This window comes from Cupriavidus sp. OTU4054 (assembly GCF_038440175.1).
Classification (GTDB): Bacteria; Pseudomonadota; Gammaproteobacteria; order Burkholderiales; family Burkholderiaceae; genus Cupriavidus; species Cupriavidus pauculus_D.
Window position 1 is genome coordinate 359,816 of the sequence record NZ_JASATF010000001.1, and the last position, 22,766, is coordinate 382,581.

Consider the following 22,766-nt stretch of genomic DNA (forward strand, 5'->3'; position numbering starts at 1 on the left):
ACCGTTGAGGTCATGGACCACAACGGCAAATCAGGTATGCGAAACTGCGCTGACTCTTCCTCGGGACGACCCCATGCCGAAGGTGAAGAAAATCGAGATCCCGCACTGCGCGACGTGCGGCAACCAGACCGACGTCCCTACCGGCGCAACGCTGTGCCACCTGTGTGCAGGGCCCATCGTGCTCGGCGACCCGTGGGTCACCGAGTTCCGGAAGCAGTTGCGGGGGACTCGCGCCATGGTTCAGGTCGCCAAGGAAGACGGCAGCGACTAGGCAACAGCCGGTTGTTCTTCGAGCTGCTCCGGCTGGTTCAGGAACAGCTCGGGATGGTCGAGCTTGACTTTGGGCGGGATGCCTCGCGTCTTCCAGTTGTTGACGCGCTGGACGCTTCCCGGCTTGGTCATGTTCAGCTTGCGGGCCAGCTCGGCCGAGCCTCCGTGCCGCTCAATCAGTTCTCGGTCGTCCATGGAGCTATCACGCTGGTGGTGGTCATTGGCACCATTAAACACCATGTTTAAGCAAATGGCAAACACGGTGTTTATCAACGATCCGTTTACCTGTGAGACCATCGCGCGCATGCACGCAACGATGGTTCGCCTCTACGAGGCCGCACGCTCACTCAAAGGCCTCGAGACACCGACGGATGTCGCTCGAGCGCTCAACCAATCCCAGCAGACGGTGAATAACTGGGAGCGGCGTGGCATGTCGCGGCTCGGGATGCTTGAGGCCCAGAAGATGCTGGGCTGCAGCGCGACGTGGCTGCAGACTGGCAAGGGTTCGATGACCTACGACGCCGCGGTCAGGACGGGGAGCGATACGGCCTCCGGCCTTCACACGCGGATCAAGCTGCTGCTCGATGAGCCCGACGTCCAGCCACACGCGGTCGCCAAGGCGGCCGGCGTATCGCAGGAGACGGTGCGCAAATGGCTGTCTGGCGACCTTGAGACGATCTCGCTCGACCAGGCCGTGGGCGTCCAAGAAGCATTCGGCATCAATGCCGTCTGGCTCGTGATGGGGAAAGGTGCCCCGCGCGCTGCCATCTTCGAGGACACGCGCCCACGGCCGCCCGCACCGAAGCCGGCGAAGCCGCGCAAGAAAATCGAAGAATCAACCGAGCCGACGCCCCTGACCTACCAGGCGGACGTAGGAAAATACCGGCAGATTCCAGTAGTTGGTCGCGCGCAAGGCGGCCTTCCGGACCGGATCTGGACGGACGGAGACTATCCCGTGGGAGCCACGCAGCAATACGCAGAGGTCGCGAGCGCCGACCCGCAAGCCTTTCTGACACCGGTGGTCGGGCTATCGATGATCCCGCGGTTCAATCCCGGCGAATTCGCGCTGGTTGAGCCAGGCACCGAGCCCGAGTTGGAAGACGACGTGCTCGTTCGACTGAACACCGGCGAGACGATGATCAAACGGCTGCTGTCGCGGCGCCAGGGCATCCGACTGGGCAGCTACAACGATCCCGAGGTCTTCACGTTCGATCCCGTGGACGTGACTTGGATGTACTACGTCGCCCACCCGGTGCCAGCTCGAAAGATTAAAACGCGCCTCTGAGCACCCGGAACCACAACAAGGAAATCGTATGCTGCTCGCTCGCCTGCCCGCCTATTGCATAGCCGTTTCCGTCCTCGCCGGCTGCCTGTCACTAGGAAGCCTCGAGTCCCAGACGCCGCAAGTCCAGCGCGAGGTGTCCGGTGACTATTTCACGATCGCCGAGTGCACCAAGGCGCGGCAGTCGGCCATGTTGCCGCCGGGTTCGCGCTTGGACTTGCTCCACGACCGCGCGCGCGGCGAAGCCACGGTGACGTGGAGCACGGACATAGGCGCCTATCAGGCCTACGCGTTCAAGGCCGGAGCCAACGGTCACACGACTCTGAAGGTCTACTCCACCACCGCCGTACCCGAGGATCGGCTGCTGATCGTGCAACAGTGCTCAGCCAGCTGACCTGAACCTCCTCAGCCCCGTCCGCCCAACCGGGCGGATTTTTTTTGCCATCGATTAAACATTCTGTTTGACGTTTTCTTAAACGTCGTGTTTAATCAGTTCCATCGACGCGCCACCCTGGCGCGACCAACCCGATGGAGCCGTCATGGCAACTGGTCTCATCATCTTCTTCGTGGTCTGTCTGGTCTGCGCCTACTTTGGCGCGACCTCGACCATGAGCAACAGCGAGCGGGGCAATCGATGAGCCCGATCCTCGCCCACTACGCCCGAGTGTTTCTGCCGCGCGAGCGCACCGACGAGCGCCGTGTGCTCGTGATGTCGGGCGGCGTGTATTGGCTGCTTACTGGCGAATACACCACGCCCGGCCTCGGCCGCACGCCTGCGTTCATCGCGACGGATATCCGCCTCGTGCTCGATAAGAACGGCGTCTCCGAAGGCATGCTAGAGAACCTCGACGCCTCGTTCATCGAGCACCTCGAGCAGCAGGCTGTCGCGAACATCGCCGCGATGCGGAGGGCCGCATGAGCACGCCCAACGAGATCTACTACGGCACCCAGTCCGAGAAGGCGATGCTCGATCGTTGGGCTGAAGGTCCGCGCGCAGTGATGCTGCTGTCGAACTACATCACCGCATCCGAGAAGCGCGTCGCGTGGGGCACGATCGACAAGGACGAGTGCGTCGCGTATGCGCGCGTGCTGCACGGCAACGCGCTTGCGAAGGCCAGCACGATGCAGCAACTGGCGAGAGTGGCATGAGCGCGATCTGCCAACACGCCGCATCTGGCTGCGACTACCCCGCGGGCGAATGCACCGGTGCGTGCGCGGCGGGCCGCAAGTCGCCGCAGATCAACGCCGACGCCGAGCTGCTGCGCGAGCTGCGTAACGCCCACAAGATCATCCAGAACGCGCTGAACCTCATGACCACCGATCAGAAGTTCGCGTGGGGTGAGGCAAATGCCCGCGACCTCGTCGATGGCGACGGCATTACCCGCTTCTACGAACGGGAGGCAGTCATCAAACGGGCCACCAACGTGCAAGGGATGCAATCGTGAGCCGCGACACCTTCTATACCGCCCTGCTCATCGCCGTCGCGCCGCCGCTGGTCGTGCTGACTGCGACGCTCATCGCCTCGATGGTGTCGTGATGGCACACAACATCGCCCGCAACAACCGCTGGCTCGCGCGCGCCGCGCTGATCTTTGCCGGCTATGCGCTCGTCTACGTCATCGCACAGGTGCTCGCATGACCTACGACCCGGACACCAACCAGTTGCTGGCGCTCGCGAAGCGCAAGCGCTCCATCGAAATCGCGTGCGCGCTTGGCTTCGTCATCTGCGCGCCGCTCTGCTGGTACGCGACTGTGCTGCTCCGCGCCGGCGCCTGACCCACCACCACCGGAGATAGCTCCCATGGAAACCACTGCCGCACCCGTCATCACGATGCAGGACGTCAAGTCGTCGCAGATCCACAGCATCGGCCACGACCCGGAGACGAACACCCTGGCCATTCGCTTCCTCGACTGGAAAACGAAGGGCCCGAGCTCGCTCTACCACTACCAGAACTTCACCGCCGCGGACTTCGAGGCCTTCAGCGGCGCGGAGTCGATCGGCTCGCACTTCAAGCAGCACATCAAGCCGTACGACAAGAAGCACCCCTACACGAAGGTCGAGGCCAAGCCGGCCGAGCCGACCGCCGCCTGACCACACCGCTACCGTCTTAGGAGAAGCGACACCATGACGTCCACTGCCCTCGCCGTGCGCAACGAGTTCGGCGCTCAGCAAACCACCCACGCCCTCGTCGAGACCGCGTCCACGGCCGTTGCAGCGCAGGCGAAGGCGATGGTCGAGGCTCGCTACGTGATGGCGATGCAGCGCCCCCGTAACTGGGATGCCGTTCGCCAGACGCTACTGCGCGAATGCCGCCGCCCGTCGTTCGCGCACAACAAGAGCGCCTATTACCGCAAGCCGATCGGGCAGGGCGTCGAAGGCCTCGGCATCCGCTTCGTCGAGGTTGCGCTGCGCTGCATGACGAACGTGCTCGTCGAGACGTCGATGATCTTCGAGGACGAGAGCAAGGAAGTGCACCGCGTGTCGGTGACCGACCTCGAGTCGAACCTGACCTACCCGCTCGACGTGCGCGTGTCGAAGACTGTCGAGCGCTCGAAGCCGATGGACGACGGCAGCTATATCTCGGTGCGCAACAACAGCTACGGCAAGGCCGTGTACACCGTTCCGGCCAACGACGACGACCTGCTGAACAAGCGCGCGGCACAGATCTCGAAGGCGATCCGCACGCTGGGCCTGCGCATCATCCCTGGCGACATGCAGGACGAGGCCGAAGACATCATCAAAAGCGTTCGCATGGACGAGGCCGCGCGCGATCCGGACGCCGAGCGCAAGAAGGTTGCCGACGCGTTCGCCGGCATCGGCGTGAAGGTGCCTGACTTGGTCGCGTACCTGGGTCACTCGCTCGACAGCTGCTCGCCGACCGAGCTGGTGGACCTGCGCGGCATCTACGGCGCCATCAAGGACGGTGAGGCCACGTGGAAATCGGTCATGGACAACAAGGCCGAACAGTCCGGCGGCACGACGGCGGCCGCAGCAACCGACGCGGGCCAGGCAAAGGCAGAACCGAAGCAGAAGCCCGTCTGCACCGACGAAGCCTTCAAGAAGAAGGCCCCCGGCTGGAAGAAGCAGATCGACTCAGGCGCGAAGAGCGTCAACGACCTGATCGCCATGATCGAAACCAAGGAAGCGCTCACCGCTGACCAGAAGATGGAAATCGCTGGCTGGGCTGCTCCCGCTGCCACCGAAGGTGACCAAGAATGAAGATCGAGAACCTCGTCCAAGGCTCACCCGAGTGGCTGCAGTTCCGAATGCAGTATCACGGCGCATCCGAAGCGGCCGCGATGCTTGGCCTTTCCCCCAACATGAAGCGCACCGAACTGCTGCGCATTAAGAAGACCGGCACGCCGAAGGAATTCAGCGACTGGGTGCAGGAGCACGTGCTCGACTATGGCCACGAGGTCGAGGCGCTGGCCCGGCCGCTGGTCGAGGAAGACCTAGGTGAGGATCTGTATCCGGTCACCTGCCGCGACGATCAGGGCTGGCTGTCTTCGTCGCTTGACGGCCTGACCATGGATGGCACCACGGCTTTCGAGCACAAGCAGTGGAACGAAGCGCTAGCCGCCAGTGTGCGCGAAGGGATCGTGCCTGACAGCCACATGCCGCAGTGCCAGCAGATCCTGCTCGTCACCGGCGCCGAGCGCGTGCGCTTCGTGGTTTCGGACGGGACGCGTGATCGCATGGTGTGGACGGACGTCGAGCGCGACGAGGCGTGGTTCGACCGCATCGGACTGGGCTGGATGCAGTTTGACCGAGATCTAGCCGACCACGAGCCGCAGCCGGTCGAAGTCAAACCTGTCGGCCGCACGCCGGAGACGCTGCCCGCGCTGCTGGTCGAGGTGACCGGCCACGTCACGGCCAGCAACCTCACCGAGTTCCGCGACCACGCCGTGGCGGTGTTTCGCGCGATCAACCGCGACCTGCAGACCGATCAGGACTTTGCCGACGCCGAGAAGACCGTGAAGTGGTGCGGCGAGGTCGAGAGCAAGCTCGCCGCTGCCAAGCAGCACGCGCTGTCACAGACGGCAAGTATCGACGCCCTGTTCCGCGCGATCGACGACATCAGCGCAGAGGCGCGGCGCACGCGCCTGGACCTGGACAAGCTGGTGACGCAGCGAAAGACCGAGGTGAAGGAATCCATCATCGTCGGCGGCCGCACCGCGTTCGTCGCGCACGTGAATGCTCTCAAGGCCGAGACCGGCGGCGCATGGGTGGAGATGGGCATGCCCGACTTCGCCGGCGCGGCCAAGGGCAAGCGCTCGGTGGACAGCATTCGCGACGCGGTGGACACGCTGCTGGCCAACGCGAAGATCGCGGCCGATTCGGCAGCGAAGCGCATTCGCACGAACATCGCCTACTTCGACGACGCCATCAAGGGGCACGAGGCGCTGTTCGCCGACCGTCTCGGTCTCGTGGTCAAGCAACTCGACGATCTGCGCCTGGTGGTGGACACCCGCATCGCGAAGCACAAGGCCGACGAGGAAGCGAGGGAACAGGCGACGCGCGACCGCATTCGCAAAGAGGAAGCAGACAAGCTGCTCAACGAGCAAGCCATGCGCGCGCGCGGCGAGTATCCCAGCTTCGATGAGGCCATTGAAGCATTGGAACGCGGTGAGCATCTTGAGTACCGCCGCGCGCCGCAGGATCAGTGGCGCAACTGTGGGCCGAGTCATGAGATGAACGCCCACTTCTACTATCGCCGCGCGCCCGCAGCCGCATCCGCTCCCGCTCCTGTCCCCACGCCTGCGCCTGTTCCGGCCGCTACGCGCACCGCGCCGCCCGCTCGTCGGCCCGTGCCCGTCACGCAGCTCACCCCACGTAACCGCCAGCCGCGCCCGGCAGACGCCGAGATCGTTGCCGCGCTGGTCAGCCACTTCGAGGCCACCGAGGCCGAGGTGATCGGCTGGCTCTGCGAGCTCGACTTCTCGGCGTTCGACAACGCAGCCTGATCCCCCTTCACCACCGGAGCCGACGAATGCTCGAACTCGACAATCAACTGACGAAGATCCTGCACGTCAACGTGCGCAACGAACGCCACGGCGACGAGCAGGTGCTCGGCATGGACATGCGCCTGCAGACCCGCATGGGCAACGATGCACTCGCCATGTTCTCGCCCACTCTGAAGTCCAGCTTCTACCACAAGGACGACAGCGTGCAGGGCGACCTCGTGACCACTGCCGACCACCTGCCCAACCTGAAGAACCCGAAGATCGGCGTCATCAAGTGGGACGGCACGTGGGAGCACCAGTTGCTCAAGATCCTCGACAAGGCGAAGAAGTCGGACGGCCTCGTGCTCGACGACGTGCGCGTCAAGAAGCTGTCGATCGACATGCAGGAAGGCGGCACCGTGTTCTTCAGCTACCTCGTGCAGGCACATCCGGACGAGAAGACCGCCGCGCGCGTGATCGCCCTGCTCGGACAGGAAGTGCACATGAGCCTGGGCGTCGATGAGGACGCGCAGGAGAGCGTCGAGTAACGAATGCACCCCGAGAGGGCCGCGCGGCAGAGCATCGCCGCAGTCCGACTGTCGGTCGAGCACTGGTCGTCAGAAGGTAGGCCCGCCATGAGACGTCAGGAGCCGAGTCTCCGGCAACTGGCTGGCACCAGCACCGCTGCTGGTCACCCGCCGCAAGATGGCCCCGCCGCAGGGGTCTGACGCGGCGCCGGACGAGGGTAACCGGCACCCGATTTCTACGAGGGAAAGCGAATACCGCGGCGGATGGCCTGAGACGGCGGGCTGCAGCGGCGGCGAAGCGAGTACCTCACCCATTTCCACGGGCGGGCCGGCGGCAGGACAACGCCGAGTCCCTAAACAGCGCGCGACGCATCTTGGATCGTCGCCGGTCTGCCCACCCTACATAGCGAGACCATCATGAGCATCGACCTTCAAGCCCTTGGCTTCACCAAGGAGGAACTGCAGGACCGCGCTGTCGAGCGCATCGTCGAAATGGTGATGACCGACCGCGTCTATGACCCCGATCGGGACTATGAGGTGGAGCGCCACTCGCAGTTCCGCGAGGACCTGAAGAAGCGAGTCAAGCAACGGATCGATCAGAAGATCGATGAACTCGCCCAGTGCTTCGTGCTGCCCAACGTCGCCGAGTACATCGAGAACCTGACGCTCCAGCAGACGAACCAGTGGGGCGAGAAGGAAGGTGAGCCGATCACCTTCATCGAGTACCTGGTGAAGCGGGCGCAGGCCTACATGCAGGAAGAGGTCAACCACGACGGCAAGGCCAAGGCCGAGTGCGACCACTACTCGTGGCACGGCGCGAAACAGACGCGGATCACCTTCCTGATCGAGCGACACCTGCACCACAGCATCGAGACCGCGATGAAGGACTCGCTGAAGGTGGCCACCGGCGAGATTGCCCGCGGCCTCCACGAAACCACTCGTATCAAGCTCAACGAAATCGCGGCCAGCATGAAGGTGGCGGTCGCAACCAAGTAGGCACGCCATGACCCAGCGACCTCTCACCGCGCGCGGCCACCACCACGTTGAGGCCTTCTGCCTGATGCAGTACGCATGCCCGTGCGGACACGCCGAAGTCATGTGGAACAGCCGGGATGGTGTCACCCCGTTTTCCCTCGCATGCCCGAGTTGCGGCCAGGCCAATCTCCATCACGTCAAATTCCGTGGTGACGTCTATGCGCCGAAGCACGTGCCGCACGACGGCCAGCGCGTCTGGGTCGCTATGACCGAAGAGCGCGCGACCAGTCTGGCGATCCGCAATGTAGCCCGCGTCAAGAGAGAGTCCGGCGTCGATTACACCGCCCGTGTCCCGTCGCTCGTGACGAGTTACTGGCAGGAGGGCCAGGCCCCCGACCTGCGTATCAGCGGTATCGACTACCACCACCCGGAGTGCTGACCATGACCTGGCCCATCGACATCGCCACCCTCTCCCGCAATGACCGCCGCCTGCGGGATTGCATCGAAGACCGAGCCCTGAAGACGACCGCTCTGGAGCACGAGAACGCGCGCCTGCGCGCCGACCTGCGTGACGCGCAACAGGCCATCGAGACGCTGCGCACCGCGCACGCCGCGACCGCGACCGAGCTGCTGCAGGCCGAGCAGATCATCCAGCGGCTGGTGGCCGACTCGCGCCGAGTGCCGTTCTGGCAGATCTCGCGCTGGGTGCGGTTCGGCCCGATGGCGGCGGCGCTCGTGCAATACACCAGCGGGCGGTCGTGATGAGCCAGCGCAACCCGTTTCTCGCCCATCGGACTCCCCTGCTCGACGTCCGCGGGCCAGCACCGGCATTCAAAGGGGTCCGCCGCCCCGACTTCAGGCCGCTGCAGAAGGCGTGGGGCATCGCGCCCCGCGCGCTGGACGTGCCGGCGTTCGTGTACGACCAGATGCCGCCCGAAGAGGAGCCGCACGGCTGAGCACGCGATCGCCATAAGGACAACGAAATGACCACTGAAATCACCGATATCGCGCGTATAGCCCCCGAGCCGCTCCTAGCCGAGTGCGCGAAGGCGCTGCGCGGCGTAATCGCTGTCGCAGATCGAAAGACAGATGAATTCGACTACGCAGGCGCCGTGCTGGCGAAGCTGGGTCTATCGACCGGTTTGCACGAGCGCGATTCTGCCGCGTCGCCCAATGTTGATGAGCTGGTTGCGTCTCCCGCAGTGCGGGCAGATGAAGTAGATGCCGAAATCATCCATTCCGGGCTCGGCAGCTGCGAAGGCGACATCAGCACGGCAGCGGATACAGCGCCACATGGCGACTCCTTGACGAGGGAGATCGATCTCCAACATAGCCTGCGGCGGCCCGCCAATCAAGACGCACCGCAGCCAGCGCCCGTGACCGCAATCCCAGTCCGTAGCGCGGATAAGGACTGCAATTCTGGACATCTGGACGACTCGCAGCCAGCACCCGCGACCGGCGACGAGCGAGAGGCGTTCGAAGCCTCCCATCGAAATCTTTTCGGTAAGCGGTGTGTGGTGCACGGATATGAGGATGCCCCATATATCCGTCGCGAAGATACCGGGGGCTATGCAGACATCGACGTGAACGACGAATGGCTGATATGGCAAGCCAGCGCCGCCCATCGTCGGGAGGGATGGCAGCCGATCGAGACGGCGCCGGAAGGTCAACTGGTGGTAGTCCTCTGGTTCGACAGTACCGACCCCGCGAACACACAGCGCCATGACTTCGACTTCAAAGAGGATGGTGTCTGGCATATCCACAACGAGAACTACGAGCACTACCTGTGCGTGGGTGGCTCTATGGGCCCCGGCCCCAGCGAGCAAGCGCCATACACGCACTGGATGCCGCTGCCCGCCGCACCCGCGCACGGCGAGCCCGGCGCGCTCGAGCAGGGGGATGCGCTGTGAAGATCTACATCGCCGGCCCGATGACCGGGCACCCCGAACTCAACTTCCCGACCTTCCACGCGGTCGCCTCTCGCCTGCGCGCAGATGGCCACGACGTGGTGAACCCGGCCGAGATCAACGCCGAGCACCCGGGCGACTGGCTCAGTTCCATGCGCGCCGACATCCGCGAGCTGGTGACGTGCGATGCGATCTACCTGCTACCGGGCTGGGCTGAATCCCGCGGCGCCACGCTCGAGCACCACATCGCGACGCGGCTGGGGTTCGCGGTGCTCGTCGAGGAGGTGTCTACGTGACGCTACTTCGGATCGAAACGGTCAAACGGATTGGCCTCGCATATCAATGGCCCGGCCCCATTCGGACGGCAAACACGATGCGTCCAACGATCGAAGAAGATGAAACCACCAGTGTTCGGGAGGATGGTTTCGTAACGAAAAAAATGTGCAATCGCAACCAGCAGGAACGTGCTTGCAATGGCGATAGCGATCATGGCTCGCATGCTCGGTTCTCCTTTTTCGGAGGCATCCTAGCATGCTGATCAACCACTGCTACCAAGGCGACTGCCGCGACGTCATGCGATCGCTGATCGCCGACGGCGTGCGCGTGCAATGCATCGTCACCAGCCCGCCGTACTGGGGGCTACGCGACTACGGCGTGGCCGGCCAGCTCGGCATGGAGCCGACGCTGCGCGAGTTCATCGCCAACATGGTCGAGGTGTTCGACCTCTGCCGCGAGCTGCTGGCAGACGATGGCACGCTGTGGCTGAACATGGGCGATGGGTATATCGCGTCGAAGGCCGACTGCATCAAGCCGAAGGAGCTGACCGGCCAGCCGTGGCGCCTGGCCTTCGCGCTGCAAGACGCGGGCTGGTATCTCCGTCAGGGAATCATCTGGCACAAGCCCAACCCGATGCCAGAGAGCGCGCGTGATCGCTGCACTAAGGCACACGAGGACCTGTTCTTGCTGACCAAGGGGGAGAAGTACTACTACGACTTCGCCGCCATGCAGGAGCCGGTCAGCGGCGGCGCGCACGCGCGGGGATCTGGCGTCAATCCGAAGGCGGCGCCGAGCGGCTGGGACACGTCGCCCGGCGGCCACCGCGAGAAAACGGGGCGCTACACCGGCACGGGCGTGGGATATGGCCGCGGGTACGACAAAACGCCGAAGCCGCGCGTGAAGCAGAACGCGTCGTTCTCCGCGTCCGTGAACGAGCTGGTGGACACGCGCAATCGCCGTACGGTCTGGACCATCCCGACGCAGCCGTACGACGGAGCGCACTTCGCCACCTTCCCGGAAGCGCTGGTGGAGCCCTGCGTTCTGGCCGGCTCGCGCCTGGGCGACATCGTGTTCGACCCGTTCATGGGCTCTGGAACGGTGGCCAGTGTCGCGCAGCGTCTCGGCCGCCGCTGGCTCGGCGCCGAACTCAACCCCGAGTACATCGCCCTTCAGGCAGGGCGCACGCGGCAGCCGGGGCTCATGCTGGAGGCGTCCTGATGCTACGCATTACCGATCTCTTGACCCTCCACCCCGATGGCCACCAACTCCATCACCTTCGCGAGCGCATCAGCCTCCGAAAGCCCTCCCTTCAGGAGCGGTTCAATAGAAACCGTCCTTGGAGCGTGCGGTCGCGCGCGCGCACCGTCAGGCGGACGAATGGTCACAGAGGCTTCCGATTTTCCCGGCACCAACGACACGACGATGAGATGTTGGCGGACTACGCACTGTCGATTTGGAGCGACCATCGCTGCCTCCCAGAGTTTGGCAAAGGAATCCTAGCATGACTGCCCCTACCCGCCTGACCGCCGCCGAAGCGCTAAACCTCGCCGGCGAGCAACCGGCCAAGGTGCTGCTGCCCAGCCTCGAAAGCATCCTTCTCCTCGAGGAATCCCAGGTGGCCCACGCCATGAATTTTGGCCGCCTCATCCGACTCCGCTCGTCGGTGCGTTACTTCCCAGTTCCAGTCCGAGAGGCCGGAGCGGTAGGTCCGCAGCTCGAAAACCGTGTCGCCCATCTGCCTGGTTTCTTGCATCGCGCTCTCCTTGTTGGTTGCGATGCAGTGAATGTACCGGGACGCCGATCCATTAAGCACACGGGGGTAAACCCTTGACCAAAGAACGCCCCATCCTCTTCAGCGGCGCCATGGTACGCGCCACCCTCGACGGCCGGAAGACGCAGACGCGGCGCGTGCTGAAGCCGCAGCCGCTGCCCAACGTGAATGGCTGGGACTGGTCGTGGCCGATCCCCGGCAAGAACGTCACCCCGGGCACGCGCGACTACTGGCGCAATGACGCAAAGAACCCGATCGCGCCGCGGTACTGTCCGCACGGCCAGCCAGGCGATCGCCTGTGGGTGCGGGAAACGCACTATGCGTTTGGCCGCTGGGAAACTCGCCACAGCGCCAAGAAGGGACGCGACGAATGGCACTTCGTGGACCTCACGCTTGATTCAGGCCGCGAGTACCAGTACCCCGACACGTTCGAGCCGGTTGCAATGCTACCGCGTGGTGACGTCACGCCGTCATGGTGGAAGCGGCCCGCAATCTTCATGCCGCGCGCCGCGTCGCGTATCGCGCGCGAGATCGTCAGCGTGCGCGTCGAGCGGCTGAACGACTGCAGCGAAGCGGATGCACTGGCTGAAGGCGTCACGGCCACCCCTGACGGCGCATTCCACATCGAGCAGGACATGTACCGCGCGCCCGACCCTGTGGAGTGCTACGCGCGGCTGTGGGCGGCCATCAATGGCGACGGCGCGTGGACGGCCAACCCGTGGGTGTGGGTCGTCGAGTTTCGGAGGGTGTGATGGCAGACGTTACCGGACCTATCTCAACGCTTCCGGGCGCTGTGCACGGCGTTCCAACGGGGCAGATGTGCGACGCACACTCGGATCGACCCGCGACGCGCCGCGTGCAAGGCGAGACCGATTCCATGGGCTGCGAGATGCACGACATGTGCGACGAGTGTCACGCTCAGTACAAGCAGGAGATGGCCGATACCGCCGCCGAGCGCGCAACTGGGCTATGCGAATGGTGCGGCAAGCATGCCACCGACCTGCGGTCGCGCCGCGACTGGGAGGAAGGCTCTTGCGGCCGCCTCTACGACGTCTGCGGCGCGTGCGTGACGGCCGAGCACGAGCGTCTCGCCGAAGACCGCGACGAACACGACGACTTCTACGACGAGTTCAGCGACTGGGATTGGGAAGACTGACATGAGCAAGCACACCATCATCATCGAAGACCTACCCGACGGTGACGTCTGGATCAGCTGCGAGCCGTCGCTCGAAGAGCTTTGGGCGCTCTGCAAGCGTCCGGACGATATGACCTCGGCCGACGCCTATGCGGCAGTCGCGCACATGGCGCTCCAAGCCGAAATCGCACGCGTTGAGCGGGTGCGCAAGAAGAAGCCGAATTGACGGATGACCGTATCAGAACACGCATTTTCCGTAGCAGCAGCACGCATTATCGAAACGACGAGTATGAATTGGGAGAGCTCCATGGGCGCATTCCTCACTGCAGATGAACTTGCCAGCGTTATTGGCTGCGCGAACAACAGCTATGCCTGCATGCGCCGCCACCTGACACGCAATGGTGTACCGTTCATCCCCAACCTGCGGGGCTTCCCCCAAGTCGATCGATCGTACTTCGAGGCTCGCATGCGCGGCACGGCACAGGCTGTTACCTCCGAGGAGGCTGCCGAGACCGAACCTGACTTCTCTGCTATCTGAACATGATCGGACGACGAAAGAGACCTGACGGGCTACCCTTCCGCCTCTACGCGCGCTACGGCGATCGCACCACAAGCTTTGGCTACAAGCTGGCCGACGGGAAGTGGGCGTTTCGCCTATCAGCCCCAACACGTGATGCCGAGGCCGTGGCCGCGATCAAGGACGACGCGATCCGCCGAGCCAACGAACTCAACGGCAACGTGGTTCGATCGGGCACCACTGAAGCATTGTTTGAAAGCTACTTTGATTGGCAGGAAGCGCTGCCCAAGGAAAGCGAGTTGCGCAAGGCACAGGGCACGCTCGACGAGAACAGGAATGAAGCGAAGCGCCTCGTGAACGTATTCGGGAAGGTGCGCCCTGCCGCGATCAAGCCGGTGCATATCTATCGGTATCTGGCGGATCGCGCAAAGAAGGGAGCGCCGGCCAAGGCCAACAAGGAAATCGCCTTGCTGTCTGCGGTGCTCGAGTATGGAAGACGTCAGGGGGATCTGGAAGAAAACCCGTGCCGCGGCATCAAGTACAACCCGACGAAGCCGAAAGACCGCCTGGTCACGGAGGTAGAGATCGCACTGATGCGGGAGGTCGCGCGCGAGCGTGGCGGCAGCTATCACATCATGGCGCTGTGCGCCTATACCGCCTTCCTGACGGTGAGTCGCCCCGATGAAATGCGCGCCCTTCTCCGTCAACGTATCACGGAGGCTGGCGTCCACGTGCCGGTGGGCAAGCGCAAGGCCGGACACGCACAGCGCTGGAAGCTGATCCACTGGTCACCGGAGCTGAAGGCCACGATCGACGAGGCGCTCGCGCTGCAACGCACGCCCGGTCTCTACGTGTTCGGGAATACCTCGGGCCAAGTCTACAGCCGGAGTGGATGGAACACAATCTGGGGACGCCTGATGGATTACTGTGAGGCAGCCGCGGCAAGAGAAGAGATTCCGTTCCAGCGATTCGCGCTTGCCGACATGCGACCCAGCGCAGTGACGGAGCGGATGGATGAGGGAGACGAGCGGATCGTAGATGCGACCGGTCATGCCGATGGCCGGATGGTCGCAAAAATCTACGATCGTCGGCGAGAGCGGAAAGTGAAGGCAACCAGATAGCCGAAGCAAAACAGCGCGCCCCATGGCGCGCTGTTTTGTTTTGTCGACTCTTATTGAACCTTATTCTCGGACGCTTTAGCCGGAGGCAAGATCCGGAACGATGGCATCTCCAAGAGCGGAAGCAACATCTGAGGAAAGCCCGCTCGAACGGACAAAGAGAGCGCGTGTTCCCGCAGGTAGGGATAGAGAATCAGCGGTGCGTTTCGCTTTGCCCAATGATCAATGTGCTCAATAGGAAAGCGTTCAGCATCGACTTGGAAGATGCCGACCAAGGAAACCACCATGACATATGGCGCTTCAGGGTCCGGCTCACCTAAGTCCGAATCGTCCTCAGCTTCATCGGTCAAACCAATGCGGATGCGCGCCCTGACCCGAATCTGAGATTCCTCCGGGTCGTATTCGTTGGAAGCCGTTTCAAATGAAAAGGCACCCGGCTCCTCACTACGATCTACTTCGACGTGAGCCGTGATTGATAAGTGCTCGACCCTAAGATCGACCAACTGAATTGCATGAAGCGGCCAAGGTTGTTGGCCGCTTCCTTGATTCTCGCTATTTGCCATACTTACGCCGCCAGGGCAAACATGTTGTCGTTCGCTGTCGAAACTTCCGCAATGTGAAATTTACCACCCGTTGCAGCGCCTTTCGGGATTGAGTGCGCATCAAAATGGCCGACGCCATACCGAAAAACCGAACGCTGACGCGGCATACGAACTACCACGCGCGCGCCCATTTCTTCCATAGCGAGCACGAACGGGTCATTGCGATGCTCATGGAGTGCGCGACGCTTTTCTTCAACACTCATTGCGCGGATGTCCTGCAAGACGGCCGCGAGTGCCTCCTTCATAGACATTTTCGGCATTTTCATCCCTCTTTTCTTTTTATGCGGTTGCGGCCTCTGCCTCGGCATCGACCTCTTCACATTTCACAACCCTGATGCCGCTCGGGTCGTGGCGCACTACATAGCAAAACTGTCCGTGAAAGGCTTTGCCCTCCACAAGCGACATCTTTGGCGGCTGAGCAACCTTCGTCAGCACGATCTTCAGTTGCCTACCGCTTTTTTGTTCCAGCTCAGAGAAGATCTTCCCATGTGCCAAGTTGAGGTCGGTGTCCGAGTATTCAGGAAAGCCCTTCATGTACTCCAACAGGACCTCTTGGAACGCCAATCCGGAGCAATCGAAGTACTCCTCGTCGTCGGCCTCATACTGACCATACAAAACAGCACACCGAGCGTCCTTCGACTTGCTAAAGCTACCGCGTTTGGTGCAATACGTGAACCAACCAATGGCCAACTTGCGGGCCAAATCGACATTCTTCTCGTACGCCCAAAAGTACACACCCGCGCCTGCTCTTCCGGGCCCCGGCACGAACCCATCCTTCATGATAAGTCCCGCGCGCTCCCTGCAAGTTCCGTGTGTCCCCTGATAAGTTGGCATCCTTGTGTCGGTCTACTCGATCATTTTATGCATTGTTGCATAACAGCAGTAGCCGCGCAGCAGTCCCGAAGAGGGGTAAGCCACCGACAACGATAGTGCCCTAAAGTGCTCTGCACCCATGAGGCTACCGCCTGCGGCTAGTCGTATCTTCCAAAACTGGAAGTGCATCTTCCAAAGAACGAAAGAAACACGCACATGCAAAAACAGCCGCTTATGTAAGCGGCTGTTTTATAAGGGAATTCTTTTGGGGTGGCTGATGGGACTCGAACCCACGACGACAGGAATCACAATCCTGGACTCTACCAACTGAGCTACAGCCACCGTCGAACTTTGTACTGCGTTTTCTTCGCTGCTCAGCTGTTGCTCGATCAGCGAAGAACGAGATTCTACAAGGATCTTGGGGCGATGGCTAGTACTCCGCACAAAAAATTTCGAGGACCCTCAACCGCCCTGCCACTTGGCCTCGAGCAGCACGGCCTCCTTGATCGCCGCGATGGTTTCGTCTTCGGTTTCGAACAGGCCGAGCAGCCGCTTGGACTTGCCGTTGAGCACGTCCTGTTGCAATGCTTTGCCGGCGGCCTCGGACGTGCCGTGGTGCCAGCAATAGCGAGCGGTCCACTTGCCGTCCTGGAGTTGCTCCGCCACCCAAATCAGGCGGTAGCCTTCGAATACGATGCCGAACGAAAGGTCCTCGTCCATTTCCTACGCCCTTCTTGGTTTTTCATGACCTCCATCTGCCGTCTGACGCGGCATTTGCCCGGATCGTAACATGCCTGATGCACCGCACAGTGGAATTGGTCAATTCAAGCGGCGGTCTGAAAATGGCTACCGCGAATCCGCAAAATTCTAACGCCGTCGCCCCTACCAATGCAGGGTTCAAGGGAGAGTGCGACGTGCGAGATACTTCGTTCTGAGGGACATTGACCCCCCTCGACATTCCCGTCAGGCGACCTTCTCAGAAGCGTCGCCTGCTTTTTTCCCGGGAATTCCCAGCACGAATCTTCGTTCGCGGAAAAAAAAAGAGCCCGCCGCAGCGGACTCTGAATTTAAGCGATCTCAATTGCCCTGAAGGCCTACTCAATGTAGCCGCAAGGCGCGCCCTCCACCATTCGGGTAAACGGAAAGTGCGCGTCGCCAATCGGGAAATCGTGAAAAAAAGAAGCCCGCACGCGGCGGGCCAATAATCAGTTGAAGAAAGCCCTGTATTCGAGGGCACACTCAGTTTAAGAACTTGTGACGGCCATGGCGAATTAGGGGAATCCCTTTGCTGGCGCGGCTTTGCGGCTGTTGAGACGCTCAAAGCGACGCCCCGCCTACCTTTCCAGCACGATCGTTCGAATTTAGAATCTTTCCTCGATTTCACGCGACCCATGGTTGGCCGCACGAAGAGGATCAGGCAGCTTCCAGCAGGTCCGGCCGCAGGTGCGAGCGCGCTTCCTCGAACAACGCGACGACCTCCTGGCGCGTGCGCGCGGCGTTCATCCGGCGCGCATCCGACAGCACGCGCCGCCAGCCTCGCCCGCCATGAATCCCGCGATGCAGCCCGAGCATATGCCGCGTGGCGGCACCCATGTAACCGCCCCGCTCCACGATACCCACTACGTACTCCTGCATGGCGAGCTCGACGTCGAGCCGCGTCCGGACCGGGGTATCGGCGCCGTAGAACCGCTGATCCATCTCGGCGAGGAAGTACGGCTGGTGATAGGCCTCGCGCCCGATCATCACGCCATCCACATGCGCGAGATGCGCCGCGACTTCGTCGTACGTGACGATGCCGCCGTTGATCAGGATCTCGAGCTGCGGAAATTCCCGCTTGAGTTCGTAGGCCACCTCGTAGCGCAATGGCGGAATCTCGCGATTCTCCTTCGGGCTCAGGCCCTTCAGGATGGCATTGCGCGCATGGACGATAAACGTCTCGCAACCGGCTTCGGCGATGGTACCGACGAAGTCCCGCACAAAGCCGTAATGCTCGATCGTGTCGATGCCGATACGATGCTTGACGGTCACGGGCACCGACACCGCATCGCGCATCGCCTTCACGCAATCGGCCACAAGCTGCGGCTCTGCCATCAGGCAGGCACCGAACGCCCCGCGCTGCACGCGCTCCGACGGACACCCGCAGTTGAGGTTGATCTCCGCATAGCCCCACTGCTCGCCGAGCTTCGCGGCCTGCGCAAGATCGGCCGGCTCGCTGCCGCCAAGCTGGAGCGCCACCGGTTGTTCCACCGCATTGAAGTCGAGATGCCGCGCCACATCGCCATGCAGCAGCGCACCCGTGGTCACCATCTCCGTATAGAGCCAGGTGTGCTGGGTCAACGCGCGGTGGAACGTGCGGCAATGGCGATCGGTCCAGTCCATCATGGGAGCGACCGAAATGCGGCGGGGATTGACTGTCATGTGCGGCGGTGTGGCGGGTTCCGCACGGCATGGCGGAAAGCGAGACAGTATAGGGCATGACGCCGCGCAAAGCAGAAAGGCGTCCCGTGCGGGACGCCTCTCCGAGTCTTCTCCACCTTGCAATGTGATCAGTGCATGAACAGCCAGATGAGCACGAGAACGAAGGCCGGAACGCCAAGCAGCCAGGCGAGGATATAAGGCATGATCTGCTCCTTTTCTGTCGTGAAGGTCATGTGAACCCGGTGACTTCACTATAGAAAGACGCATGCCTCGCGGATGTCGGGTCCCGCCCGCAACCGCATGTAGGACAGGACTGACCCGGCGTTCCAAACGGGGCCGTCACATGCCCGTGCCTCAGCGCGGCGCGGTGCGCTCGATCCAGGTGGCGAAGGTCGTCAGGTACTTCTCGAGGAAGCCACGCGTGCCTTCGTTGGCGATACCGCCCTTGTCGTCGAACAGCTTGTCCGCGCCGCCGATATAGGCCTCGGGCTGCTGTAGCACGGGGATATTCAGGAACACCAGCGACTGGCGCAGGTGGTGGTTGGCGCCGAACCCGCCAATGGCGCCCGGCGACACGCTGATGACGCCGCCCGGCTTGCCGTCCCACGCGCTCTTGCCATACGGGCGCGAACCGATATCGATCGCGTTCTTGAGCACGCCCGGCACCGAGCGGTTGTATTCGGGCGTGATAAACAGCACCGCATCGCTTGCGCGAATGCGATCGCGGAACGCCTGCCATTCGGCCGGCGGCGTATCGGTGTCGTCGTCCTGGTTGTAGTGCGACAGCTGGCCGATCTCGACGATCTCGAGCTTCAGCTGCGCGGGCGCCAGCGCGGCAAGCGCGTGCGCGAGCTTACGGTTCAGTGACTCCTTGCGCAGACTACCCACCACTACGGCAACTTTACGCGGATTGCTCATTGCGATTCCTCTCTTGGTTAAGGACGGGACGGGGGTGACAAACGAAATCAGCGCCCGAGTGCGGCCAGCGGATGATCCTCGCGGCGCCACGGACTGTCGAAGAACGCGCGCACGCGCGCGGCGGACACGTCGTCGAGTCGCGACGGGTTCCAGCGCGGCTTGTGATCCTTGTCGATGGCGAGCGCGCGGATACCTTCCACGCCGTCGCCCCTTGCAAAGACCTCATGCATCATGCCGAGCTCCATGCGCAGTTCGTCCTCGAGCGACATGTCGCGCGCGCGGCGAATCTGCTCGAGCGTCACGCACAGCATGATCGGCGAACGGCTGCGCAGCATCGCGGCCGTCTGCGCGGCCCAGTCGGCCGGCACATCCTTCGGCGCATCGCTCACGGCCTGGACGATCGCCTCGACGGTGGCGCCCGCGAACAATCGATCGATGGGATCGTACAGCTTCGCCAGCTGGCTGTCGCGCGGCTGGCATGCATCGGCGTGCGAAAGCGCAAAGGCGTCGACATGGGCCAGCACCGCGTCGCCGGACGCGAACGTGGTGTTGTGAAGCGAGGCCACGAGCTCGGCCAGCGCATTGGCCGGCAGATACAGATCGGCGAGGCCCGCATAGAGCGCGTCGGCCGCGTGGATCACGACGCCGGTCAGCCCGAGGTACTCGCCGAGCCGGCCCGGCGTGCGCGCGAGGAACCAGCCGCCGCCCACGTCGGGGAACAGGCCGATATTGGTCTCGGGCATCGCCATCTTCGTGCGATCGGTCACGATGCGCCGGCGCGCGCCCTGCGAGATCCCCATGCCGCCGCCCATCACCACGCCATCCATCAGGGCGATATAGGGCTTCGGGTACCGGTGGATCCGGTAGTTGAGCGCGTACTCCTCGACGAAGAACTGCTGCAGCAGCGGATCGCCCTCGTGATAGGCACGATGGAACCAGCGGATATCGCCGCCCGCGCTGAAGGCCTTGCCGCCGGCACCGGCGACGACCACGGCCGCCACGGCGGGATCGGCCGCCCATCGGTCCAGCGCATCGGTCACCGCGCGAATCATTTCCAGCGACAGCGCATTGAGGGCCTGAGGCCGTTGCAATGTCAGGTATCCGACACCGCCCTGCACCGTCGTGGTCACAAACTCCGTCATCTGTCTCTGCTCCTTTTGCTCTCTTTCGTATGTCCCGCAGATTCTACGCCAGCCCTCGTATGGAGGACTTCCTCCACGCCATGGGCGGCCAATGCGTGCACACTGGCGGCCACCGGCCTTCGTTCCTGCAAGACAGCGCACCCATGCAGCCTGCTCCCGCCCCCGCCGCCGCCTTCGACCCGGGCCTGATCCTGATGGCCTTTGCCCCGGTGTTCCTGCTGACCATCGGCTGGGAAGCCTGGTACTGGGCACGCCGCGACCGCACCGTCTACAGCTGGCGCGACACACTCTCCAACGCCTCGCTCGCGCTCATGCATCAGGCGTCCGACGCCTTCTTCCTGTGGCTGATGATCCGGACCGTCTACAGCTGGTGCTACGCGCACGGCCTGCGCGCGATGCCGGAGACCTGGTGGTCGTTCGCGCTGCTGCTGTTGCTGCAGGACTTTCTCTACTACTGGTTCCATCGCGCGAGCCATCGCGTGCGCTGGCTGTGGGCGTCGCATGTCACGCACCACTCGTCGGAGGGCATGAACTTCTCGACGGCATTCCGTCAGAGTCTGACGTATCCGCTCTCGGGCATGTGGCTGTTCTGGATTCCGCTCGCGCTTGTCGGCTTCACGCCGGACTGGGTGATCCTGGCCGTCGGCCTGAACCTCGCGTTCCAGTTCTTCGTGCATACGCGGCTCGGCGCGCGCTGGCCGCGCGTCGAGGCGGTCTTCAACACGCCATCGGTGCATCGCGTCCATCATGCGAAGAACCCCGACTATATCGACCGCAACTATGCGGGCGTGCTGACGATCTGGGACCGGATGTTCAGCACGTTCGTGCCCGAGCGGGACACTCCCGTGTATGGCATTACGCGCCAGGTGCGCACGCACAATCCGCTGACGCTGACGTTCCACGAGTGGCGCGACATGTTCGGCGATGCGTGGCGCGCGCGCGATCCGCGGTATCTGTGGAAGCCACCGGAATGGCGAGGCCCGGGGCGCGGCGCCGGCGATTGGAAGGAGTCCTCGAAAACGCTGATTCGGTGACATCTGTTACGGATTCTCACTATTCGCGCCCGTCGGCTGGGGGTAGAGTGGTTCTCGGGCATTTACCTTCTGGCGATGCCCGCCCGCATCGCCGCCATTGTGAGGATGAAGATGTTCAAGAAGACCGTTCCGACCCTGATCGCCGTCGCCGCCATTGCCGCTACCGCGGCTCTTGGCACCGCGTCGCTTGCGCAAGCGCAGACCAAGAACTACACCGAGGGTGGCGATCTCTACAGCGGCTCGCACACCAAGACCAACCCGAACGCCAACACGGCGAAGTCCGGGAAGTTCGATCCGTACACCGACGGCGCGAAGAAGTCGACGCGCTCGAATCTTGCCCCGGGCAAGAAGGCCGATCCGTACACCGATGGTGCCAAGACCGGCAAGGCGGATCCGTACACCGACGGTGCGAAGACGGGCAAGGCAGACCCGTATACCGACGGCGCCAAGAAGCCGTAATCCGCGCGTGACCGCATTCCCCTCTCCCTCGGGAGAGGGCGCGCAAGCGCTGCCCGAAGCGCCTACGCCAAAAGAATGACTAGGATTTACCCGTGCCTTCACGCAAATGTAAGGACATTACTGCTACTGTGGCGGCCATCGGGAAACGAAATCCGATTCGGGAGACTCAAGCCAATGCAGCCCAAAGCACTCGAAACGAATGAGCCAGTCGTTCTTGCCCTTGTCGATGCGGTCACCGCATGGCAGGCGGCCCTCGAGCAAACCCTGTCCGTATCCGGACTGACCTATTCCAAATGGCTGCTATTGCGTGCGATCGGGCAGGAACGCCTGGCGCGCGCCCAACCTTTCCATGGCGCCGTGTTCATGGACATCGCGCGGACGGAAGCGCTGCTGTCAGAGCTGCATGACGACGGCTGGATCGAATTCGCCGAGACCGGCAATGCGTGCATCGCACCCGCTGCCCGCGCGCGCTTCGATCGTGCCGCGCAGGCGGTCAAGGCCCTGCATTCGGTCTCGGTCGGACATCTCAACAGCGAAGAGCGCGCGGCGCTCGGCGGCTTGCTGCAGCGCATGACCGGCACGCTGCACGATCACGCCGAACGACGAAGCCGGCTCGCGGCCTGAGCAGCCATCGCACGCACGCGAGCCGGAATATTTTG

36 protein-coding genes and 1 tRNA gene are annotated in these 22,766 nt (G+C 62.9%); 26 read left to right on the top strand and 11 right to left on the bottom strand.

Going from position 1 to position 22,766, the window contains the following annotated elements; translation table 11 throughout:
- Positions 1-73 precede the first annotated feature (73 nt).
- Positions 74-271: a hypothetical protein gene (locus AAHB16_RS01765; protein WP_342049906.1), complete on the top strand. Its 198-nt coding sequence runs from the start codon at positions 74-76 to the stop codon at positions 269-271.
- Here AAHB16_RS01765 and AAHB16_RS01770 read toward each other — a convergent pair.
- A complete protein-coding gene (locus AAHB16_RS01770; protein WP_342049907.1) occupies positions 268-465 on the bottom strand; it encodes a hypothetical protein in 198 nt (65 codons plus the stop codon). The genes AAHB16_RS01765 and AAHB16_RS01770 overlap by 4 nt on opposite strands.
- Before the next feature lie 43 nt (positions 466-508).
- Here AAHB16_RS01770 and AAHB16_RS01775 point away from each other — a divergent pair, with 43 nt between their 5' ends.
- The 16 genes from AAHB16_RS01775 (at position 509) to AAHB16_RS01850 (ending at position 10,200) form a co-directional block, all read left to right on the top strand.
- Positions 509-1,555: a LexA family transcriptional regulator gene (locus AAHB16_RS01775; protein WP_342049908.1), complete on the top strand. Its 1,047-nt coding sequence runs from the start codon at positions 509-511 to the stop codon at positions 1,553-1,555.
- 28 nt (positions 1,556-1,583) lie between these two features.
- On the top strand, positions 1,584-1,946 hold the full coding sequence (locus AAHB16_RS01780) for a hypothetical protein (RefSeq protein WP_342049909.1): 363 nt from the start codon (positions 1,584-1,586) through the stop codon (positions 1,944-1,946).
- 240 nt (positions 1,947-2,186) lie between these two features.
- Complete coding sequence (locus tag AAHB16_RS01785; RefSeq protein WP_342049910.1) at positions 2,187-2,471, top strand: hypothetical protein; 285 nt, start codon at positions 2,187-2,189, stop codon at positions 2,469-2,471.
- Positions 2,468-2,701, top strand: coding sequence for a hypothetical protein (locus tag AAHB16_RS01790; protein WP_342049911.1), 234 nt, complete (start codon positions 2,468-2,470; stop codon positions 2,699-2,701). The genes AAHB16_RS01785 and AAHB16_RS01790 overlap by 4 nt, the downstream gene beginning before the upstream one ends.
- Positions 2,698-2,997, top strand: coding sequence for a hypothetical protein (locus AAHB16_RS01795; protein ID WP_342049912.1), 300 nt, complete (start codon positions 2,698-2,700; stop codon positions 2,995-2,997). The genes AAHB16_RS01790 and AAHB16_RS01795 overlap by 4 nt, the downstream gene beginning before the upstream one ends.
- Before the next feature lie 189 nt (positions 2,998-3,186).
- Entirely contained in the window at positions 3,187-3,327 is a 141-nt protein-coding gene (locus AAHB16_RS01800; protein ID WP_342049913.1) for a hypothetical protein, read from the top strand.
- 25 nt (positions 3,328-3,352) lie between these two features.
- Positions 3,353-3,643, top strand: a complete 291-nt coding sequence (locus AAHB16_RS01805) for a KTSC domain-containing protein (RefSeq protein WP_342049914.1) — start codon at positions 3,353-3,355, stop codon at positions 3,641-3,643.
- A gap of 33 nt (positions 3,644-3,676) precedes the next feature.
- On the top strand, positions 3,677-4,771 hold the full coding sequence (locus AAHB16_RS01810; RefSeq protein ID WP_342049915.1) for a hypothetical protein: 1,095 nt from the start codon (positions 3,677-3,679) through the stop codon (positions 4,769-4,771).
- The gene (locus AAHB16_RS01815; protein ID WP_342049916.1) at positions 4,768-6,516 is read left to right on the top strand and encodes a YqaJ viral recombinase family protein; all 1,749 of its coding nucleotides are present in this window, start codon (positions 4,768-4,770) and stop codon (positions 6,514-6,516) included. The genes AAHB16_RS01810 and AAHB16_RS01815 overlap by 4 nt, the downstream gene beginning before the upstream one ends.
- A gap of 26 nt (positions 6,517-6,542) precedes the next feature.
- Complete coding sequence (locus AAHB16_RS01820; protein ID WP_342049917.1) at positions 6,543-7,043, top strand: hypothetical protein; 501 nt, start codon at positions 6,543-6,545, stop codon at positions 7,041-7,043.
- 396 nt (positions 7,044-7,439) lie between these two features.
- The gene (locus AAHB16_RS01825) at positions 7,440-8,018 is read left to right on the top strand and encodes a hypothetical protein (protein ID WP_342049918.1); all 579 of its coding nucleotides are present in this window, start codon (positions 7,440-7,442) and stop codon (positions 8,016-8,018) included.
- Positions 8,019-8,025: 7 nt separating this feature from the next.
- Entirely contained in the window at positions 8,026-8,436 is a 411-nt protein-coding gene (locus AAHB16_RS01830) for a hypothetical protein (protein WP_342049919.1), read from the top strand.
- A gap of 2 nt (positions 8,437-8,438) precedes the next feature.
- Positions 8,439-8,759 carry a hypothetical protein gene (locus AAHB16_RS01835; protein WP_342049920.1) on the top strand — a complete coding sequence of 107 codons (321 nt, stop codon included), beginning with the start codon at positions 8,439-8,441 and terminating at the stop codon, positions 8,757-8,759.
- Positions 8,759-8,953: a hypothetical protein gene (locus AAHB16_RS01840; RefSeq protein WP_342049921.1), complete on the top strand. Its 195-nt coding sequence runs from the start codon at positions 8,759-8,761 to the stop codon at positions 8,951-8,953. The genes AAHB16_RS01835 and AAHB16_RS01840 overlap by 1 nt, the downstream gene beginning before the upstream one ends.
- A 27-nt stretch (positions 8,954-8,980) precedes the next feature.
- Complete coding sequence (locus tag AAHB16_RS01845; protein ID WP_342049922.1) at positions 8,981-9,907, top strand: hypothetical protein; 927 nt, start codon at positions 8,981-8,983, stop codon at positions 9,905-9,907.
- Positions 9,904-10,200 (top strand): DUF4406 domain-containing protein, encoded by a 297-nt coding sequence (locus AAHB16_RS01850; protein WP_342049923.1) that lies wholly within the window; start codon positions 9,904-9,906, stop codon positions 10,198-10,200. The genes AAHB16_RS01845 and AAHB16_RS01850 overlap by 4 nt, the downstream gene beginning before the upstream one ends.
- Before the next feature lie 2 nt (positions 10,201-10,202).
- On the opposite strand, the gene AAHB16_RS01855 is transcribed toward AAHB16_RS01850, so the two are convergent.
- Complete coding sequence (locus AAHB16_RS01855) at positions 10,203-10,403, bottom strand: hypothetical protein (protein ID WP_342049924.1); 201 nt, start codon at positions 10,401-10,403, stop codon at positions 10,203-10,205.
- Between the two features lie 32 nt (positions 10,404-10,435).
- On the opposite strand from AAHB16_RS01855, the gene AAHB16_RS01860 reads away from it, so the two are divergent.
- Complete coding sequence (locus tag AAHB16_RS01860) at positions 10,436-11,398, top strand: DNA-methyltransferase (RefSeq protein ID WP_342049925.1); 963 nt, start codon at positions 10,436-10,438, stop codon at positions 11,396-11,398.
- A 319-nt stretch (positions 11,399-11,717) separates the two neighbouring features.
- Here the strand turns inward: AAHB16_RS01860 and AAHB16_RS01865 are convergent, their stop codons facing one another.
- On the bottom strand, positions 11,718-11,933 hold the full coding sequence (locus tag AAHB16_RS01865) for a hypothetical protein (protein WP_342049926.1): 216 nt from the start codon (positions 11,931-11,933) through the stop codon (positions 11,718-11,720).
- 110 nt (positions 11,934-12,043) lie between these two features.
- Here AAHB16_RS01865 and AAHB16_RS01870 point away from each other — a divergent pair, with 110 nt between their 5' ends.
- From AAHB16_RS01870 to AAHB16_RS01890, 5 genes are all read left to right on the top strand, one after another.
- Positions 12,044-12,703 carry a hypothetical protein gene (locus tag AAHB16_RS01870; protein ID WP_446718057.1) on the top strand — a complete coding sequence of 220 codons (660 nt, stop codon included), beginning with the start codon at positions 12,044-12,046 and terminating at the stop codon, positions 12,701-12,703.
- Between the two features lie 104 nt (positions 12,704-12,807).
- Complete coding sequence (locus tag AAHB16_RS01875; protein ID WP_342049928.1) at positions 12,808-13,107, top strand: hypothetical protein; 300 nt, start codon at positions 12,808-12,810, stop codon at positions 13,105-13,107.
- Position 13,108: 1 nt separating this feature from the next.
- Positions 13,109-13,312 (top strand): hypothetical protein, encoded by a 204-nt coding sequence (locus AAHB16_RS01880; RefSeq protein WP_342049929.1) that lies wholly within the window; start codon positions 13,109-13,111, stop codon positions 13,310-13,312.
- An 81-nt stretch (positions 13,313-13,393) separates the two neighbouring features.
- Positions 13,394-13,624: a DUF4224 domain-containing protein gene (locus AAHB16_RS01885; protein ID WP_342049930.1), complete on the top strand. Its 231-nt coding sequence runs from the start codon at positions 13,394-13,396 to the stop codon at positions 13,622-13,624.
- Between the two features lie 2 nt (positions 13,625-13,626).
- Positions 13,627-14,724, top strand: coding sequence for a hypothetical protein (locus tag AAHB16_RS01890; RefSeq protein WP_342049931.1), 1,098 nt, complete (start codon positions 13,627-13,629; stop codon positions 14,722-14,724).
- Between the two features lie 50 nt (positions 14,725-14,774).
- Here AAHB16_RS01890 and AAHB16_RS01895 read toward each other — a convergent pair whose 3' ends face one another.
- From AAHB16_RS01895 to AAHB16_RS01930, 8 genes are all read right to left on the bottom strand, one after another.
- Positions 14,775-15,284, bottom strand: a complete 510-nt coding sequence (locus AAHB16_RS01895; protein WP_342049932.1) for a protein-export chaperone SecB — start codon at positions 15,282-15,284, stop codon at positions 14,775-14,777.
- Between the two features lie 2 nt (positions 15,285-15,286).
- The gene (locus AAHB16_RS01900) at positions 15,287-15,589 is read right to left on the bottom strand and encodes a hypothetical protein (RefSeq protein WP_342049933.1); all 303 of its coding nucleotides are present in this window, start codon (positions 15,587-15,589) and stop codon (positions 15,287-15,289) included.
- Between the two features lie 13 nt (positions 15,590-15,602).
- Positions 15,603-16,103, bottom strand: a complete 501-nt coding sequence (locus tag AAHB16_RS01905; RefSeq protein WP_342049934.1) for a hypothetical protein — start codon at positions 16,101-16,103, stop codon at positions 15,603-15,605.
- Positions 16,104-16,402: 299 nt separating this feature from the next.
- Positions 16,403-16,478, bottom strand: a tRNA-His gene (locus AAHB16_RS01910).
- A gap of 120 nt (positions 16,479-16,598) precedes the next feature.
- Positions 16,599-16,856, bottom strand: a complete 258-nt coding sequence (locus AAHB16_RS01915; RefSeq protein ID WP_342049935.1) for a hypothetical protein — start codon at positions 16,854-16,856, stop codon at positions 16,599-16,601.
- 693 nt (positions 16,857-17,549) lie between these two features.
- Complete coding sequence (gene dusA / locus AAHB16_RS01920; RefSeq protein WP_150372064.1) at positions 17,550-18,554, bottom strand: tRNA dihydrouridine(20/20a) synthase DusA; 1,005 nt, start codon at positions 18,552-18,554, stop codon at positions 17,550-17,552.
- A gap of 354 nt (positions 18,555-18,908) precedes the next feature.
- A complete protein-coding gene (locus AAHB16_RS01925; protein ID WP_150372065.1) occupies positions 18,909-19,472 on the bottom strand; it encodes an NADPH-dependent FMN reductase in 564 nt (187 codons plus the stop codon).
- A gap of 47 nt (positions 19,473-19,519) precedes the next feature.
- On the bottom strand, positions 19,520-20,614 hold the full coding sequence (locus AAHB16_RS01930; RefSeq protein ID WP_342049936.1) for an enoyl-CoA hydratase/isomerase family protein: 1,095 nt from the start codon (positions 20,612-20,614) through the stop codon (positions 19,520-19,522).
- Between the two features lie 143 nt (positions 20,615-20,757).
- Here AAHB16_RS01930 and AAHB16_RS01935 point away from each other — a divergent pair, with 143 nt between their 5' ends.
- From AAHB16_RS01935 to AAHB16_RS01945, 3 genes are all read left to right on the top strand, one after another.
- On the top strand, positions 20,758-21,648 hold the full coding sequence (locus tag AAHB16_RS01935; protein ID WP_342049937.1) for a sterol desaturase family protein: 891 nt from the start codon (positions 20,758-20,760) through the stop codon (positions 21,646-21,648).
- Between the two features lie 111 nt (positions 21,649-21,759).
- Positions 21,760-22,107: a hypothetical protein gene (locus AAHB16_RS01940; RefSeq protein ID WP_150373803.1), complete on the top strand. Its 348-nt coding sequence runs from the start codon at positions 21,760-21,762 to the stop codon at positions 22,105-22,107.
- Positions 22,108-22,281: 174 nt separating this feature from the next.
- Positions 22,282-22,731, top strand: a complete 450-nt coding sequence (locus AAHB16_RS01945) for a MarR family transcriptional regulator (RefSeq protein ID WP_150372068.1) — start codon at positions 22,282-22,284, stop codon at positions 22,729-22,731.
- Positions 22,732-22,766: the final 35 nt, after the last annotated feature.

Bases quoted from the DNA above. Each gene is read 5' to 3' on its own strand.
- AAHB16_RS01905 (WP_342049934.1), bottom strand. From the start codon at position 16,103: ATGAAGGATGGGTTCGTGCCGGGGCCCGGAAGAGCAGGCGCGGGTGTG.
- AAHB16_RS01830 (WP_342049919.1), top strand. From the start codon at position 8,026: ATGACCCAGCGACCTCTCACCGCGCGCGGCCACCACCACGTTGAGGCC.
- AAHB16_RS01890 (WP_342049931.1), top strand. From the start codon at position 13,627: ATGATCGGACGACGAAAGAGACCTGACGGGCTACCCTTCCGCCTCTAC.
- AAHB16_RS01825 (WP_342049918.1), top strand. From the start codon at position 7,440: ATGAGCATCGACCTTCAAGCCCTTGGCTTCACCAAGGAGGAACTGCAG.
- AAHB16_RS01880 (WP_342049929.1), top strand. From the start codon at position 13,109: ATGAGCAAGCACACCATCATCATCGAAGACCTACCCGACGGTGACGTC.
- AAHB16_RS01780 (WP_342049909.1), top strand. From the start codon at position 1,584: ATGCTGCTCGCTCGCCTGCCCGCCTATTGCATAGCCGTTTCCGTCCTC.
- AAHB16_RS01835 (WP_342049920.1), top strand. From the start codon at position 8,439: ATGACCTGGCCCATCGACATCGCCACCCTCTCCCGCAATGACCGCCGC.
- AAHB16_RS01770 (WP_342049907.1), bottom strand. From the start codon at position 465: ATGGACGACCGAGAACTGATTGAGCGGCACGGAGGCTCGGCCGAGCTG.
- AAHB16_RS01785 (WP_342049910.1), top strand. From the start codon at position 2,187: ATGAGCCCGATCCTCGCCCACTACGCCCGAGTGTTTCTGCCGCGCGAG.
- AAHB16_RS01790 (WP_342049911.1), top strand. From the start codon at position 2,468: ATGAGCACGCCCAACGAGATCTACTACGGCACCCAGTCCGAGAAGGCG.
- AAHB16_RS01865 (WP_342049926.1), bottom strand. From the start codon at position 11,933: ATGCAAGAAACCAGGCAGATGGGCGACACGGTTTTCGAGCTGCGGACC.
- AAHB16_RS01900 (WP_342049933.1), bottom strand. From the start codon at position 15,589: ATGAAAATGCCGAAAATGTCTATGAAGGAGGCACTCGCGGCCGTCTTG.
- AAHB16_RS01870 (WP_446718057.1), top strand. From the start codon at position 12,044: ATGGTACGCGCCACCCTCGACGGCCGGAAGACGCAGACGCGGCGCGTG.
- AAHB16_RS01860 (WP_342049925.1), top strand. From the start codon at position 10,436: ATGCTGATCAACCACTGCTACCAAGGCGACTGCCGCGACGTCATGCGA.
- AAHB16_RS01855 (WP_342049924.1), bottom strand. From the start codon at position 10,403: ATGCGAGCCATGATCGCTATCGCCATTGCAAGCACGTTCCTGCTGGTT.
- AAHB16_RS01940 (WP_150373803.1), top strand. From the start codon at position 21,760: ATGTTCAAGAAGACCGTTCCGACCCTGATCGCCGTCGCCGCCATTGCC.
- AAHB16_RS01795 (WP_342049912.1), top strand. From the start codon at position 2,698: ATGAGCGCGATCTGCCAACACGCCGCATCTGGCTGCGACTACCCCGCG.
- AAHB16_RS01885 (WP_342049930.1), top strand. From the start codon at position 13,394: ATGGGCGCATTCCTCACTGCAGATGAACTTGCCAGCGTTATTGGCTGC.
- AAHB16_RS01915 (WP_342049935.1), bottom strand. From the start codon at position 16,856: ATGGACGAGGACCTTTCGTTCGGCATCGTATTCGAAGGCTACCGCCTG.
- AAHB16_RS01895 (WP_342049932.1), bottom strand. From the start codon at position 15,284: ATGGCAAATAGCGAGAATCAAGGAAGCGGCCAACAACCTTGGCCGCTT.
- dusA (WP_150372064.1), bottom strand. From the start codon at position 18,554: ATGACAGTCAATCCCCGCCGCATTTCGGTCGCTCCCATGATGGACTGG.
- AAHB16_RS01820 (WP_342049917.1), top strand. From the start codon at position 6,543: ATGCTCGAACTCGACAATCAACTGACGAAGATCCTGCACGTCAACGTG.
- AAHB16_RS01765 (WP_342049906.1), top strand. From the start codon at position 74: ATGCCGAAGGTGAAGAAAATCGAGATCCCGCACTGCGCGACGTGCGGC.
- AAHB16_RS01840 (WP_342049921.1), top strand. From the start codon at position 8,759: ATGAGCCAGCGCAACCCGTTTCTCGCCCATCGGACTCCCCTGCTCGAC.
- AAHB16_RS01845 (WP_342049922.1), top strand. From the start codon at position 8,981: ATGACCACTGAAATCACCGATATCGCGCGTATAGCCCCCGAGCCGCTC.
- AAHB16_RS01810 (WP_342049915.1), top strand. From the start codon at position 3,677: ATGACGTCCACTGCCCTCGCCGTGCGCAACGAGTTCGGCGCTCAGCAA.
- AAHB16_RS01775 (WP_342049908.1), top strand. From the start codon at position 509: ATGTTTAAGCAAATGGCAAACACGGTGTTTATCAACGATCCGTTTACC.
- AAHB16_RS01935 (WP_342049937.1), top strand. From the start codon at position 20,758: ATGCAGCCTGCTCCCGCCCCCGCCGCCGCCTTCGACCCGGGCCTGATC.
- AAHB16_RS01930 (WP_342049936.1), bottom strand. From the start codon at position 20,614: ATGACGGAGTTTGTGACCACGACGGTGCAGGGCGGTGTCGGATACCTG.
- AAHB16_RS01945 (WP_150372068.1), top strand. From the start codon at position 22,282: ATGCAGCCCAAAGCACTCGAAACGAATGAGCCAGTCGTTCTTGCCCTT.
- AAHB16_RS01805 (WP_342049914.1), top strand. From the start codon at position 3,353: ATGGAAACCACTGCCGCACCCGTCATCACGATGCAGGACGTCAAGTCG.
- AAHB16_RS01815 (WP_342049916.1), top strand. From the start codon at position 4,768: ATGAAGATCGAGAACCTCGTCCAAGGCTCACCCGAGTGGCTGCAGTTC.
- AAHB16_RS01800 (WP_342049913.1), top strand. From the start codon at position 3,187: ATGACCTACGACCCGGACACCAACCAGTTGCTGGCGCTCGCGAAGCGC.
- AAHB16_RS01925 (WP_150372065.1), bottom strand. From the start codon at position 19,472: ATGAGCAATCCGCGTAAAGTTGCCGTAGTGGTGGGTAGTCTGCGCAAG.